Origin of the sequence: Pseudoalteromonas amylolytica, from assembly GCF_001854605.1 — a bacterium.
GTDB lineage: Bacteria > Pseudomonadota > Gammaproteobacteria > Enterobacterales > Alteromonadaceae > Pseudoalteromonas > Pseudoalteromonas amylolytica.
The window spans coordinates 193,203-209,164 of the sequence record NZ_MKJU01000028.1; the positions used below are offsets into that span (position 1 = coordinate 193,203).

The following is a 15,962-nucleotide window of genomic DNA, read 5'->3' on the forward strand; positions in this document are numbered from 1 at the left end:
TTAGAGTTATGTCACTAATAACTTATTCTAGGATGGTAGCAGAGCGTGTTTAACGATGAGATTGATATCTGAAACGGAGTTTAAGCCGCGCATACTTGTGGTGGATGACGAACCAATTAACTTGGTTGTGCTAGCGGAGGTTTTAAAAGACTGTGCTCAGGTAGACACATGCCCAAGTGCAAAAGAAGCCATTAAGCTCGCTCAGCAAAACAGTTATCACATAGTTTTGCTTGATATTGATATGCCCGAACTTAACGGCATTGAAGTATGTAGAGCACTTAAGTCATCTGAACGCACAGCACATAGCACTGTGATTTTTGTGACATCTCATAAAGATACAGAAATTGAATACGAAGCACTAACGGTGGGTGGCATAGACTTTTTACGCAAACCCATTGATGCACGCTTGTGTCAACTTAGAGTGCAAAACCACCTAAAGTTAAAACGCCAAGAGGCGATTATTGCCAGCGCACAAAGAGACATTGATGACTTAGTTAAGCAACTATCGGCGTACATTTCTTACTGGGATTGTGAGTTAATCTGCCAGTTTTGTAATGACTTTGATGGTAGTTGGTTTGAAAAAGCGGCCAGAGATGTTGAAGGGTTATCTATTGACGAAGGGCTACCGCTCATCTTGGCGCAATCGATAAAAGCACACATTGAATATGCTCAACCTGAGCTGACTTATGTTCTGGACATCACCTCATTAGAGCTGGTTATTCAGTACGTTCAAGTTTGTATCACAAAGCGCTGTGTTCAAAATGAAGTTTCTGGTTATTTAGTGACTTTAACGGATATCTCTCAAGTCAAGGCAGCAGAGCTTGCACTGGACATGGAGCGAGAAAGACTGCTAGTCACCCTCAACTCAATTGGTGACGCGGTCATTGCGACCGACACCAATGAATGCGTGACCTTTATGAATCCGATTGCTGAGCGGTTAACTGGGTGGAACGTCAATGATGCTAAAGGTAAGCGCATTGATACGGTCATGGATTTGGCTGACGCAACCACAAAACAAAAAAGCTTTAACCCCATCACGTTAGCCTTACAAGAAAATAGAATCGTGGCGATGGCTTTGAATAGCCAACTGACTAGCCTAAATGGCCAACTTTATCGCGTCGAGGATTCGGCGGCACCGATTAGGAATAACAACAAAGAAGTTATAGGAGCAATTATAGTATTTCGAGATGTCAGTGAAACCATTGCACTTTCTGTGAAAATGAGTCATTTAGCCAATTATGACCAACTCACTAATTTACCCAACCGTATCCTGTTACACGACAGAATAACCCAAGCATGTCGAGCGCTTACAACACAAATAGCGGTGTATTTGATCGATATTGATCAATTCAAGTATATAAATGATAGCCTCGGACATTATCAGGGGGATGCGATTATTAAGCAGGTTGCCAAAAGGCTTGAGTCTATAACAGAACCAAACGCCACATTAGCCAGAGTTGGCGGAGATGAGTTTGTGTTGCTTATACCTAACGCAGCATCAAGTGCATACGTTGACTCTGTTGGTGTGAAAATAATCGAAGTGATGAGCATTCCTTTTAACACGCCCTCAGAAGAGGTGACACTGACCGTGAGCATAGGCATTAGCATGATGCCAAACGATGCCACAACCGCTGAACAATTAATGACCCATGCCGATGCTGCAATGTATAAAGCAAAGGAGCGAGGCCATAACCTATATTCGTTTTATTCTGAAGATATAGACAAATCGCTCAATGACAGACATGAGATGTTGCGCTTAATACGAAAAGCAATTGACCACGAAGACATTGACGTGTTTTACCAACCCAAGTTCGAGCTAAGTACAGATAGGCTAATAGGCGCAGAGGCTCTAGTAAGACTAAAAAATGATAAAGGAGAGTTCATTTCACCTATGTCATTTATCCCGCTTGCAGAAGAAACCGGTCTGATTAACGAGCTGGGTTACCTAATTTTACTCAAAAGCTGTAGAGCGGCAAAGCAATGGGCAGAAAAAGGCTATCCAATCACCGTTGCCGTTAACATTGCTGCTAAGCAATTCTCGGACGCCAGCTTTTTTGAAAAGGTGATGAACGCACTAGAAAACTCTGGATTAAAAAGCCGATTTCTGGAGCTAGAAGTGACAGAAAGTGCCTTGCTGCATGACTTTGATGAAACCAACACCATTTTGTCAAAACTGTCAGAGTTAGGGTTGTCTATTGCAATTGATGACTTTGGCACGGGTTACTCTAGTTTGTCTTACCTCAAGCAGTTACCAGTAGATGTACTTAAAATTGACCAATCTTTTGTACGTGACATGCTGTCTGATTCGCAAAGCTTAGATATTGTCAAAGCAATCGTGCAACTGGCACGGTCTTTAGAGCTCGAGATAGTGGGCGAAGGCATAGAAGAGCAAGCGCACAAAAACAAACTGATAGAGCTAGGCTGCCATTTAGGTCAGGGTTACTTATTTAGTAAACCCCTGCCTGAGTGTGAGTTTGAGGCTTTGTTACTCACGACCAATAAACCGAATTAAAGTGGTAATAGAAAGTGCAGAGCAAGGAACTGAATATATGAAACAGCCGATTTACAATAAATTAGTGGCACCAATCAGTATTGGGTTCACACTCGCAATATGTGCGCTTATCTACTTTACCGACCAAAGAATAAAAACAAACGCCCTTGAACAGGTATCGGATGAACTTCAGTTTACTTTGCTATCGGCTAAACAAAAAGTTAATGATGGCATTGATGCACGACGAAGAGACATCCAATTTTTATATGCCACCCCACCCATTTCAGGACTTGCACGAGCATCTAACAATGATGGTTTTGACCCCAAGGACAATACAACCACAGAGCAATGGAAGGTGAGATTAGAAACCATTTTTGTTTCCATGTTAAAAAACCACCCTGAGCTAGACCAATTAAGGGTGATGAATGCGCAAGGGATGGAAATTATCCGCGTAGACCGTCTTTCGGGGCGCATAGAAGTGTATGGCGGTAACCTGTTACAAGATAAGTCGCAAACGAGTTACATGAAAAGTGGCGCTAAATTAAAGCGTAATCAGTTATATATTTCTCCTATCAGTTTGAATAAAGAGCATGGCGAATTTGAGTTTCCTTATCGATTAGCTCAACGATTTGTTAAACCTATCTTTGATGACAATAATGCTTTGTTTGGCTTTTTAGTCATGAATGTAAATCCAAAGGGGCTACTCTCTGAACTGAATATGGGTAATAAAGACACCAGCAAAATCACTATTTTAAATCAACAACAACAAATTGTTTGGCACCCTGACGAGCAATTTCGCTTTTCAGCTGACTTGCAACCCGAACTAGTGTGGCCACAAATGGCAAATGTGGGTATCAGCTCTTCAGAGACCTTTGAATTGAGTTGGCAAGGTGAGACGATATTCGCAAAGGCTGTAGAGATCCCACTTACTAAGGGCGCAGCCAGCCAATCTCTCATTGCAATATCTTACACGCCCGAACAAACCTACAACCAGCTGGTATATGATAACCGCTTATCAACGTATGCGTTGATTGTTATTGTTTTAACGTTAGTGGCCATTTTCATCGTTGTTTTAAGCTTCCAGTACTATAACAAGAATAAGTTAGCAGAAAGCCGGAGTGTGTTTTCAGCCATTGTCAACGGGTCATTAGATGTGATTATAGCGCTAGATTCAAGCGGGCATATCATGACGTGGAATAGAGCTGCAAGTAAGCTATTTGGTGTGTCTGAAGACTATGTGGTGGGCAATAAGCTTAATCATATTATCGGGGACAAATTAAGCGACTTTCCACAAAAATTACTTCATGTTCTTGAATCGGGTGCATCTATTCAAGAAGAGATCGGCATGGAGATAGACAACGAACACCGCAGTTACAATATGGTTGTTTCTCCTGCAAAAGAGGCTGATTTGACGGGCGCACCCAAACTCATTGGCGTTGCATTGATACTTCAAGACATCACACAAGAGCGTATCGCGCAAGAAAAAGTAGCCAGTATTAACGCGTCATTAGAAAAGCAAATCCAAGAGCGTACCTCTGAATTAGCCCAAGCACATAAGCAGGCACTTAAAGCCAGTGACGTGAAAAGCGCCTTTGTGTCTAACATCAGTCATGAAATGAGAACACCACTCAATGGTATCTCTGGTATGTTGAGTCTCATTAACCGTGAAGCCCTCAGTAAAAAGCAACAACAGTATATGAAAATGGCGCAAAGTAGCGCTGAAAGCCTTGCCACTTTGGTCAACGATATACTTGATTTGTCTAAGATTGAAGCTGGCAAGCTAGAAATAGACAACAAACCATTTGACCTACTCGGGTTACTTGAAAATGTTATGGCGTCCTTGGCCGTGAGAGCATTTGATAGCTCAACCGAGCTGATTTTAGACATCGAAAAATTACAACACCGAGTTGTGGATGGTGACTCTTTGAGGCTCAATCAAATCCTGTTTAATCTCATTGGTAACGCCATTAAGTTCACAGAAAATGGTAATGTCACGCTGCAAGCAAGTAGTTATGTTTTGGGCAATGACCAAGTTGAAGTACGCATTGACGTTATTGATACCGGAATTGGCATAGCAAAAGAAAACTTCGACAAAATCTTTTCAAAGTTTGATCAAGAAACGTCAGGAACATCAAGAAAGTATGGTGGTACAGGGTTAGGGTTATCAATCTCCAAACAGTTAGCCGAACTAATGAACGGCGATATTACATTTGAGTCTGAGAAGGGCGTAGGGAGTACATTTACGTTGCAGCTAAGATATGAAAAAAACAGCTGCCAAGCATTATCAATACCTCAAATACTCGCTGAAAAACACGTTATATTTGCGTGTGATAACGAGGTGGTATGTAAAAGTGCTTTAGCCATGTTAACAAGATTAGGCGCCAGTGAAGTACAAATACACCATCAAGCCAATGAGGATTTAAAAAGTGCATTAGTTGGTCATTCATGTGACTGGCTGATAATCGACAACAACATGCCTAACTTATCTCATTGGTTTGAACAATGGCAACAATATCCACAAGGTCGCTGTAAAGTCGCGCTCATGAGGGCACCCGCCTCAAACAATATTGAAATCAACTATGAGCCAGCCATCTTGATTGACAAGCCACTCACTCTTTCAGAGTTGAGTAATAAGCTACAGTCTTCCAGCTCAAGTGCAAATACGTCAACCTCAACTTTAACGGCCACAAACAGCTCAATAGAGCTTTTAGACGCAAGTTTAGAGCGCATTCACGGGCTCAATGTTCTCGCGGTTGATGACAACGACATTAATCTCGAAGTGTTGAAAGGTTTTTTAACGCCGCTTGAGGTCAATATTACCACTGCGAAGGATGGCTTACAGGCAATCGCTACACTCAAAGAGCATGCTACTGAGTTTAATATGGTGCTCATGGATTGCTCCATGCCAAACATGGATGGTTACGAAGCAACAAAGTCAATCAGACGAGGAGATGCTAGTAAACGTTATGTAGATATTCCCATTATTGCGATGACCGCCAATGCAATGTCAGGCGAAAAAGACAAATGTGTAGCGGCTGGCATGAACGATTACGTCGCTAAACCAATGACAATCAACACGCTTACCCAAGCGATGACAAAGTACGTTCCCGACAATAACAAAAATGCAAAAGCCCCCCTTGAGCTTGTAAATACCGATAGCAATGGCAAACCTAACCCCCCAACTGAAGAAGATGACAGGTTAGAAAGAGATGCTGATGTTTGGGATATAGAAAATGTACTTTCTCGACTGATGGGAGATAGAAAGCTACATAATCAGCTTGTGAAAATGTTCTTAGACTCTTTGCCTGAGCGAATAGAGGAAATTCAATCAGCAGTTGAACAGCAAAGCCTGAACAATATTCGCATTACAAGTCACAGACTTCGAGGTGCAGCAGGTGATGTTGGCGCAATAGGTATTGGGCGAGTTTGTGCTGAGCTAGAAAAGGCCGCGATTAACGATGATTTGGAAGACTGCAAGCGTCTACACAAGCAATTTTTAGAGCAAGTAGAGGCATTGAGCAAAACCGACAAGTTTGAACAATGGAAACTGGATGCTGTAGTTAATTAGCCTATCGCCACGCGTATTTAAGCGGATAATTATAGAGGCCATGATAATAAATGGCGTTAATGATGTTCTTAGTCAAGACTGCTATTGCTTAAGAATACCCCCTAAAAGTTCAGCGGATACATATATCCACTTCCCTTAACATGAGGCATTAAAAGAAAATAACGAAAAACTTTGCAGCGCACATTTTACGCTCTAAAAACAACACATGGGCGTTAAATCGATACCCCACTTTGCACCCCTAAAATGAATGCGCTTTAGCAAATTTTGGACATAAAAAAACCCTAACATCAAACTGTTAGGGTTTTTCTAAAGAATGGTTTGGACCAATTTTTACTACATCATGCCGCCCACATGGAGCTTAAGTGATTGTTTTTATTAAACTGTCGACATGGGAAAAAGTAGTGATACCCCACTTTATACCCCTAGGGTAAAATAAAGGCTAAATTTATTTATTTTTCATCCAGTTATCTATATCGACAGAACTTATCTTGATGTAACTCTGCGTATCAAATATAGATAATTTTGTCACAGCCATGACGGTATCCAATCTACCTTTCTTAGCTACACCTCTATTTTATTGGATGCTTATGCGCCATAGGGCCACTTCGACATCTGTACGCCATTCATTAAAGCTTCTGTGCGTCCATCCAATACCTGTGGCACTTGGATTGCATGCGCCTAAGTTGATTTGTTTTGAGATTTATATAGCCCTAAGAATAGAGTTACAAAAAATACAAAATACATACTGAAATCATCATTTATGTTACTATCAAAAATGCTATAGATAGCGTTTTCAACTAACCCCAAAACCACGCCAAAAGCAACTAACCACTTTAAGTCAAAAGTCTGGCCCTTGCGTATTATTCTGCCTAGAAAAAAGCCAACAAAAGGGAGTAATTCTATAACGAACAAAATTAGGTATGCAAACGCCATTTCTGTTAATGACAACGTACCTACACTAGAAAAAAAGATTGCTGAACTTACTAAAAAGTAACCAAGAAACAAATACAACAACTTAACCTACCTCGCTTATATTTCACTCACAATTATCTATATTTAATTGGAATTTATAAATTCCAGAGTTGTGGCGCAAGACCTCCAAAAACTCTTCATCATTAACTTGATACTCATAAAGTTTTATTGTTTTAAGTTCAAATACACTGCTCCCCTTTTCTCGCACCTCTAAAGTTTTCATATTACTATAATAAGTTGCCGTCGCTATTTGCTCCCAAACGATAGAATCAGGTTGGTCACTCACACCATATTTTATAGCTTTTTCACCTACTTCTAACCTGCCTTTGGAGAGCCTAAATAGATCAACCCCCCCCCAAACAAAAACAAAAAACAATACAATAGACAAACTCCTCGCAATCATAACCCTAGCTTCCACTTGAGCATCTTTTGGGTAAAGAAAAAACAAAGAAAATGACAAAACGAAAACAATAAAAATTACCACGCAAAACTGCACTCGCCTCATCACATTAGGTTTATAAACTTTAAGGTCTAACATGGTTTATCCAGGACTTATTAATCGACTTTATTAGTGAATTGTAAATTATTGCTAACGGGCTAAATTTTCCACCACTTACAAATATAGTTACAGGCATTCCTTCATATAAGAACTCTTCTACATCCAAAACTTTTATTACAGACTCATAACCCTTACCGCTAAGGCTTGAGGTTACTCTTCTAGATTTAGTCTTAACGACACCATATGTGACAATTTCAATGTTGTCGATATCTGATGACGCAGTGATCTTCACGCTTGCACCAACAGGCAGCTTAATGGCTAGTTCGGGAGAGATGACGGCCTTAACTCTCAACTCCATATCTTTCTCGAACATGTAGAATATAGGTTCCTCAGCTTTATAACTTTCACCTGACTTGATCAATGAATATGAATATATATAACCAGAATTATCAACTCTATAATCAACTTCTACGCAACTGGAACTATCGTTGTAATAACAGCCTTTGAATATAACATCTCCCTTATTAACCCAATCTCCATCATTTACTAAAACATCCCTGATTGTCACATCAGAAGAAGTTTTAACAATAAATGGTTCTGCGCTATAGTACACTTCACCCGAGATGCTATCTCCAACTTCAAATTCAGCATAACTCCCCCAAAAACAGAGAAATGATAATGATATGACTATAAATAGAAATCTTTTTCTATTTAACTTTGTATCGAAATCTTTCATTTGGTATTCAAAACTCATAAACTAAGCAACCTCTTTCGGCTTTTTAGGGTCATAAACACTCGAAATCAAACCATTATCCAGAGTAACAACCAAGTCAGTGTTTTCCGGAAGAACCATCTCTGTTGAAGACATCAATACAGTTCCCCCACTATTTTTAAAGTCTTTTATTAAATCATAAAGTTTCTTTTTATAAAAAACGGAAAGGTCAGAAACTGGGTCGTCCATCACTATCACTTTTGGTTTAATCACAAATGCTCTACACAAAACAATCAACTTTTTAACCGTAGTTGATATAACTGATGAATTTCTATCTATATATGTACCGTAGCCATCTGGCAATGATTCAATTACATAATGAATACCAAAATATTTGGTGAGATTTAAAATCTCGTCCCTATCACCTCCTCTGAACAATGATATATTATCTTCAATTGTGCCTTCTATAATTTTCTTTTCATCATCAATATAATATATTTGTTCACCGAAATCCTCCGGAGAGGTAAGCCTTTTCCCACCTATAGTAATAGAACCACTTTTTAACTCCTTGATTCCTGCTATAGCTTTTAGAAGTAATGTTTTACCTGAACTATGATTACCATTTATAACCACCAGCTGATTATTCTGCAAAGAAAAGGAGATTCCTTTAATAATTGGCTTAACTCCACCATCATTTGTCACTATGATTTTCTCTAACTTTATATCTGATTCAATTATATTGTTAAAATTAGGTTTTGTGTTTCTAACACTCTCCATCACCTCATCAATATCTCGGCAAGATGCTCTTATTGATGGAAGTGCTTTTATAAATGAAAAAAGACCAAAAAGAGGCTGTAATGTCCGACCAAACATTAATGACGCAATGATCATCAAGCCAGGAGACAACTCTCCTTCTATAACCAAATATGCACCGATTGCAAGTATTATTATTTGACCTGAATTTTTTATTATTCCATTAAAAAAAGAAAATAGCTCATCCTTTTCATGTTTAACTAAGCTTTTTCCTAAGTAGTTTTCATGTTCTATTAATGCATTATTTAAAACTGGTTTAGCAACATCCCCTCTTGAGAAGATAGAAAAGTTATTTTTTAACGTACCCTCAAAAACCAACAGCCTTGATTTACCGGGAATTTCACTATCTAAAATCAGTGGAAAAATATTGACAGAGGAATATATTAAAAAAATTACCAGCAATGCTAAACCGAAATACAAATGAATATAAAACATCAAAAATAGAAAAATAGGAAAGAAAAGAAAGTCAAAAACTTTGGATGGAGCTCCCTGCGCAATATGTGCACAAACCAAGTCTAAATCTGAACTTTTGTTAGATTTTATATTGTTTTTTTTTGTATAGAACCTAATGACATCCCGATAGACAACACTTCGAACCTCCAGTGCTAAATTCTTTAATAGTTGCTCTCTTGCAGAATCTGATTTACTGCCGACTATCGACAAAAAAATTGCGATAGAAAATAAGAACATAAGATTCCCAAAGTTATAAGAAACCAAAATTGAATTGTATACTTCCAGCATAAATACTGGATAAATAAAGTGTGAAAAATTAACTAAAAGACTAAAAAATACAAATAAACCAGCTCTTTTTTTAAAAGAGCCGAATACTTCGCTTATTAACATAAATAAAATAGCCCATGCAATAGCATGGGCTCCTATATTATTCAGAGATTACAAAATCAACATCTGAGATATACTCCACAGACATCCCATGAAAAATCAGAAATTTATCTTCTGTAAAGTCCAAACGAACACCCGTTTCTAGTGAGGTCGCATGACGAATAGAGTCTTCTAACATCAAGCTGTCAATACCATCTAATTCAATAGAATCAACCCCTGGTTCGAAGTCCATAATGACATCTTTCCCTTGGCCAACAATGAAGGTGTCTTTACCTTCTCCCCCCCAGTACATGTTTTTACCAGTACCGCCAGAGAGCACATCATTTCCTTGATTGCCAACGAGCCTGTCATTTCCTGACCCAGTATATATCTGGTCTTTTCCGGCACCAGCTTCTATTAAACTGTTCGCAACTCTAACATTGATAGAATCATGACCCTTACCTGTTTCAATTTTGATATTATTAGATGAAACAACCTCAACAGTGTCATGCCCTTTACCAGTCTGAACTGCATAAAATTGGCTAACACCAAAATAACTATCTTCTCCGACAACAACATCAGAACCTCGTTGCATACTAAGGTCAAGCGTGTTTTTTCCGTTCTCATGCAGTTCTACTCGAGATTCAGAATCAGATAGCTCTTTGATGCCAGAACCTAAATTTCCATATAAAACTACATCCGCAGCTTTGCCTGTAATCGACCGCCCATCATGTAACATCGTGTAAGTCATATGATGAACAATGCTTACATCATCTTCGAAAGTAAAAGACTCCTGACCTTTAAGAGAGATTTCTGCGATGTTACGCTCAGCTAAAGTCGTTAACTCGCCTCGCTCTTGAACGCCATTACTATTTAGGTCCTGCCAGATGTATGCAAATGCATATGCATCATCAGCTTGATCAAATATATTATCTTGATTTGTATCTAAAGTTCGAAGACCTTCTAAATCACTAGAGCCTGCTCCCGCTAATCTAGCAAATGAAATTTCAGATAATTCATCAATAGTACCACTGCCGTTAAAGTCTAATGCCAATAGGCCGTCATCAGCAGAGACCCAGCTCACCTTTTCTTGAAAACCGTCATTATCCATATCTAAGCGAGCTTGAGACTCTTTTTTAGAGAGAAATTCTACACCATCACCATCTAGATCGATCGCAATAGGAGGGATTGCCCAGTTATCACAATCCCATCCACCTGTCGCATTACACTTGAAATCACCCCAATAGTCATCATTGTGATAATCAGGACGCGGAAGCCAGTCATTATAATAATCAGGTGCTGCGTCGAGGACTTCATTCGCTAATGTTTCAACTGTATAAGCGGTTACTATACCAACAAGAGTCAAGACGGTCGCTGAACTAGTTATACTTCCAATTACAGTAACAAGGCCAGCAGCAGCTAAGAAGCCAATAGCCTCAGACATTGCGGCAGTCCAGTTAGATGAAAATAGATGGTCACCAAACTGAGTTCCAGCGTTAACCTTGTCAATAATTTCATCTATTCCTTTAATTATTTTACCTATTTTGGTTTTTTGTGCTGTAGTCAATCCTTTCTGGAGCATTTCGCTATTTAAGGCCGCCTTCAATCTAGCTGCGGCCGTTACAAAATCAGCAGCCTGATGAGTGTCGAAAGCTGGTTCACCACCACTGTCATCGCCGCCACCGCCACCGCCGCCGCCATCGCGATCACGACCTCCACCGCCGCCGCCGCCGTCTCTATCATCACCAAAGTACCAATCCCAATCAAAACCGGGATCTGGGCCAGGACCATCTCCAATGGTACAAACTGTTCCACCAAAACATTCAGACATTTTATTTTCCTTTTATGTGTGTGTTTTGCCCTGTATACAAATGATTCCTTTGTGAATTTCAGAATCTTTGTGGTAAGAATTCAGTAAAATCCATTTAGATATCATATGTACAGAACGACTTTCTATTCCAAGCAGGCATTGAAAATGTACCTGTAATCCACTGTGACCTTGTTCATAACCTCGGTCAAAAACCGCTCCCCTTTCGGATATAAATGCATTGAGTTGTTGTCTGTTTTTTAATTTAACTCTTGGCATCCAGCAAACTAGAACATCAATATCATTAGGGCTCGGCTTTTTGGTTACAAACGACCCACCGATGTAGATGCGTACAACCTCAATATCCAGCGCTTCTATCTTGTTTAGAAGCTTCTGAAACCTTGTAGCTATTTGAGCTCTGTGGTTATTGAAAACGAAGTTCTCTTGAAAATTTGTCCAATCCACAGTGTATGGAGACATGTATTTAATTGATTGGAAACTAGGCAACACCAGTGGCAAGCATCCTCGTTTATCAAATATCATCTCATCCCGACTAGGTATAGATTCAATCAGGCTCATGTTTATTTAATGTAAATTACACTCATTATTTAACAAATTAGAAAATTGGCGCGAATTATAATTACATCCTAATAAATTACAACACATTGTTTACAATAATTTACCTAAAATCATTCCACGTCAAGTAGTCAGTAAAAAATACACATTAGAATCTTAGCCTGCTGTTTTTTTTCTAAATAGATTTACATTTACCCCAATCGTTCCTATTAATTCCCACTAAATCAACAAAATGAAAATGGTGTATTTTTCAGTAAATAGAATTCGCTTTTTTGCACTATTCAACTTCGTTAACCTCCTACCTACAAGCCTATTGCCCTATAAATACAAAAATAAAATAAATTAACAGATAAAACAAAAGCTTACCTGTCACATACAGTTTATACTTTGTAATATTTAAGATTTTTTGCATAAAAACAAAATTTATGACGGCTACTTTTCGTGTAAAAGGCCTAATGGTTCACAACTCAATCAGAACACGACAGGGGATAGTAGGTACTATGACAAAAGACCTTTAAAAGCCAAGCTACGCAATTGGGTGAGCTATGCACCTTCAGCTGCGCGTTATTTGTATTTAAGTCAGCACAATCTGTGGTTTGCAGGTAAATGTCATCTCTGTAAATAACCCTAACTCGGGATAAAAATTTAAAAACAAGGGATCTATAAGCCTGTTCCGAGATCAGATCTTTCGACCAAAAAGAAAGTGACCGACTAAGGAACTAACATGAATAAGTTAGTTGAGATATTTACCGATCTCGATGATTTATAAAAAGTTTTTTTGCCGAAATGGTACGTCTACTAGATAAAGCAAGGTCAAATAAAAAGAGAAAGGGCTTGTCAGATGACCATGGCTTAAATAATGACTGTCATTATTCTATTTCATATGTCACATCAGCGAGATTTTAGAAGCTTTTATAAAGGCTACATTGCACGATTTCACAAAAAAACTTTCCGACATTGCTGACCTACATAAGGCTTTTAGAGCTTATGCCTCGTGTTGTTTCTCCACTTTCAGGTTATTTTAAAACTCTAAAGTCAATGTATAGTGACATTTACTTTATGGACTCAACGAGTATCAAAGTCTGCCATAATTTGAGAATACCAAGGCATAAAACGTTTGCTGGTGTAGCAGAACGAGGTAGAGGTACAATAGGCTGGTATTATGAATTCAAACTTCACCCAATCATTAATCATAAAGGTGAAATAATTGCCGCAAAAATCACGCCAGCGAATAAGCACAATACAGCACCAGTTGAATAGCTTGCTCAAAATCTAACAGAAACTTTAATATGGCGACAAAGGTTATATTAGTAACAAATTAGAGCAACTAATGTCTAAGCAAGAGTTCAAGTTTGTCACCAATGTTCGTAGTAATATGAAAGCTAAAGCTATTTCTGCTTGGGATAAAGCCATGCTATCAAAGCGCTTTATTATTGAAACCGTCAATGACCAGCTTAAGAATATCAGCTAAGTGTGGAGCACTCGAGGCATAGAAGCTTGCAAAGGTTGATATTAACGGTATTAGGGCCGCTGATTGCGTTCAGTAGCAAAGAAACAAAGCCATCAATTACTGTCTTTGAATTGATGGCTTAAACCGTTCTCAGGTCAATTAAACATGTCTCATGTTAAGGGATATGAACAATCCCCACTTTATGCCCCTAAAATGATGACGCTTTACAAATTTCAGACACAAAAAAACCCTAACATCAATGTGTTAGGGTTTTCCTAAAAAGCTATTTGGACCTATTTTTACTACATCACACCGCCCAAACCAGGTTTAAACCTTTGTTTTTATTACCCTATTTACATGGGAGAAAGTGGTAATACCCCTTTCTATACCCCTAGAGTGGGATCAAAGATAAATTTATCTATTTTTTCACACATTTAAAAATGTGAAGAGAACATGTTGAACTCCAATCATCCCTTAAGACTTTTCCTAAGCTCCAATCGGATCACCTAGCACGTTGTTTTTACCAAATATCCGCTCAAGCACCTCAATTGATTTTGCAGATAACTCCTGTGTAAACAGCAGAGATAGATTGTGCTTGCTTCGCGAACAGCTGACATAAAACAAGTTGCGATTCCGTTCAAATGTACCTTGCTTATCTTTAGGGTAGTTTCCATCCATCCACTCTAACATCTGGTTCCAGTTATATTGATTCCAGCCGCGACCACAAACGACAAGTACATTGTCAAACTCTGCGCCTTTCACACCGTGTTTCGTAGAGAAGGGCGTCTTTGAATCGATGTATTCACTCAGGTTTACAACCTCTAAATACTTTACAGCGCGCAACTTACTAAGCTTGTCAACAAATCTCAATTCACTCTCTTCCAGTTCATCATTAGACTTTAATGTAAGCTCCTTATATCGTGTTTCAGCCTCTTCTACTTTTGACGAAAGTCTTGGCACCTTAGTTCTCATCAAAAGATCCAGCAAGTCGCCAATAGTAGAATTGGCTCTTGCATGCATTACTTTCCCTAGATTGTTAATCAACTCAGTTTTATCAGCTTGGCATTTCAACTGTGGATGGTTTTTCTTTTTGATTTGCAATAGTTCACCATACAGCTTTTGCTCGTATGCAAGTGCTGTAGGTTCTATCACGTCAAGAAAAAACTGGATATATTTGTCATTTTTTTTGAGATAATCATCTGTGTAACGAAAACAGTCCGATAGATTCTTAAAGTTCTGTTCACTGGCGATGAGATTGTTTGTTAAGAAAAGGATTTTCGTCTTGTCAGGAGATAAATCCCATCCGTCTCTACGCATTAACTTTTTCGTTTTCTCTACATGTTCTCTTACACTATCTTCTGGAAGATCCCCCTTCCAATGCCCACCACCTGAACCATCTCTCCGTACACCTACCCAATCATTAGAATGGAAAACTTTTATCACTCCTTCTGAGTCTGGTTCTGATTCAGCTTGGGGGAGGTCAGGTCTCATTCTGTTTAAACAACTGACTATATTTTTGTCTGATCGGAAGTTTGCTTTCTTTCCGATTTCTACTATTTTTCCTTTGTCACTAGATATCAAACCACAAGCCGAAGAGCCATAGATTTTTTGCCAGTGATCGCCGAATAAACCGATAACTACACCAGAGTCATTGTTAATTAGGTTGGAGACAATACTTTCAGCTAGCTTGATATCGGTATCCTGATATTCATCAATGAATACTATCGGGAATTTGCTTTTTAATAGCTTCTGGAATTTTGGATAAGCAAGTATATGAGCCATCAACGTGATTACATCATCATGGTGCAAATTTATCTCATATTCATTAATCGCAGGAAATCCAAGCTCATACTTAACCACTTGATCGGTAACGCCCCCTGCCTCATCTATTCGCTGTAGCCATTTTTCACCTAGCTTCGGGAGGTACTCTCGGAGCTTTACCTGATAGTGCTGAAGTATATTCCAGCAGAACGTGTGAATTGTATCTGCAAAAATAACAGGATGATGGTCCGTTCTATCCTTTATTTCATCTTTTGCGACGTTTGTGTATGTAATACAAGCAATCTGCTGCCGATTACCTAAAAATTCATCTGCACGATTGGATATCAGATACTTAATCGACTCAATCAAAGAATAGGTTTTTCCCGCACCTGCACCAGCTTCCAAACGGAAACTCTGGTGTTTGTTGATACAATTTCTGAGCTTCTCTAACGCCTCGATAGAAGCCTGCTCGGCTGGGCTTATCTTTGTCATGG

At 38.9% G+C, this 15,962-nt stretch carries 8 protein-coding genes and 1 pseudogene; 3 read left to right on the forward strand and 6 right to left on the reverse strand.

All coding sequences use genetic code 11. The annotated features are described in order from the left end of the window. Positions 1-55: 55 nt before the first annotated feature. Both BET10_RS14500 and BET10_RS14505 read left to right on the forward strand, forming a co-directional pair. The gene (locus BET10_RS14500) at positions 56-2,512 is read left to right on the forward strand and encodes an EAL domain-containing protein (RefSeq protein ID WP_070986316.1); all 2,457 of its coding nucleotides are present in this window, start codon (positions 56-58) and stop codon (positions 2,510-2,512) included. A 37-nt stretch (positions 2,513-2,549) separates the two neighbouring features. Next, positions 2,550-6,059: an ATP-binding protein gene (locus tag BET10_RS14505; RefSeq protein ID WP_070986317.1), complete on the forward strand. Its 3,510-nt coding sequence runs from the start codon at positions 2,550-2,552 to the stop codon at positions 6,057-6,059. Positions 6,060-7,095: 1,036 nt separating this feature from the next. On the opposite strand, the gene BET10_RS14515 is transcribed toward BET10_RS14505, so the two are convergent. From BET10_RS14515 to BET10_RS21300, 5 genes are read right to left on the reverse strand one after another with little or no spacing between them, the layout of a single operon-like run. Further along, positions 7,096-7,569 carry a hypothetical protein gene (locus BET10_RS14515; RefSeq protein ID WP_070986319.1) on the reverse strand — a complete coding sequence of 158 codons (474 nt, stop codon included), beginning with the start codon at positions 7,567-7,569 and terminating at the stop codon, positions 7,096-7,098. After that, positions 7,556-8,284 (reverse strand): HlyD family secretion protein, encoded by a 729-nt coding sequence (locus BET10_RS14520; RefSeq protein WP_070986320.1) that lies wholly within the window; start codon positions 8,282-8,284, stop codon positions 7,556-7,558. The genes BET10_RS14515 and BET10_RS14520 overlap by 14 nt, the downstream gene beginning before the upstream one ends. A gap of 3 nt (positions 8,285-8,287) precedes the next feature. Continuing rightward, complete coding sequence (locus BET10_RS14525) at positions 8,288-9,898, reverse strand: ATP-binding cassette domain-containing protein (protein ID WP_070986321.1); 1,611 nt, start codon at positions 9,896-9,898, stop codon at positions 8,288-8,290. 37 nt (positions 9,899-9,935) lie between these two features. Next, on the reverse strand, positions 9,936-11,705 hold the full coding sequence (locus BET10_RS14530; protein WP_070986322.1) for a calcium-binding protein: 1,770 nt from the start codon (positions 11,703-11,705) through the stop codon (positions 9,936-9,938). Between the two features lie 12 nt (positions 11,706-11,717). Next, positions 11,718-12,260: a DUF6932 family protein gene (locus BET10_RS21300; RefSeq protein ID WP_070986323.1), complete on the reverse strand. Its 543-nt coding sequence runs from the start codon at positions 12,258-12,260 to the stop codon at positions 11,718-11,720. Between the two features lie 775 nt (positions 12,261-13,035). Between BET10_RS21300 and BET10_RS14540 the strand changes: the two are divergent. Next, a pseudogene (locus BET10_RS14540) lies at positions 13,036-13,850 on the forward strand (IS982 family transposase). 343 nt (positions 13,851-14,193) lie between these two features. Here BET10_RS14540 and BET10_RS14545 read toward each other — a convergent pair. Next, entirely contained in the window at positions 14,194-15,960 is a 1,767-nt protein-coding gene (locus BET10_RS14545) for a UvrD-helicase domain-containing protein (protein ID WP_070986324.1), read from the reverse strand. Positions 15,961-15,962 lie beyond the last annotated feature (2 nt).

Coding starts and splice junctions, on each gene's coding strand:
- BET10_RS14500 (WP_070986316.1), top strand. CDS start 56: ATGAGATTGATATCTGAAACGGAGTTTAAGCCGCGCATACTTGTGGTG.
- BET10_RS14505 (WP_070986317.1), top strand. CDS start 2,550: ATGAAACAGCCGATTTACAATAAATTAGTGGCACCAATCAGTATTGGG.
- BET10_RS14515 (WP_070986319.1), bottom strand. CDS start 7,569: ATGTTAGACCTTAAAGTTTATAAACCTAATGTGATGAGGCGAGTGCAG.
- BET10_RS14520 (WP_070986320.1), bottom strand. CDS start 8,284: ATGAGTTTTGAATACCAAATGAAAGATTTCGATACAAAGTTAAATAGA.
- BET10_RS14525 (WP_070986321.1), bottom strand. CDS start 9,898: ATGTTAATAAGCGAAGTATTCGGCTCTTTTAAAAAAAGAGCTGGTTTA.
- BET10_RS14530 (WP_070986322.1), bottom strand. CDS start 11,705: ATGTCTGAATGTTTTGGTGGAACAGTTTGTACCATTGGAGATGGTCCT.
- BET10_RS21300 (WP_070986323.1), bottom strand. CDS start 12,260: ATGAGCCTGATTGAATCTATACCTAGTCGGGATGAGATGATATTTGAT.
- BET10_RS14545 (WP_070986324.1), bottom strand. CDS start 15,960: ATGACAAAGATAAGCCCAGCCGAGCAGGCTTCTATCGAGGCGTTAGAG.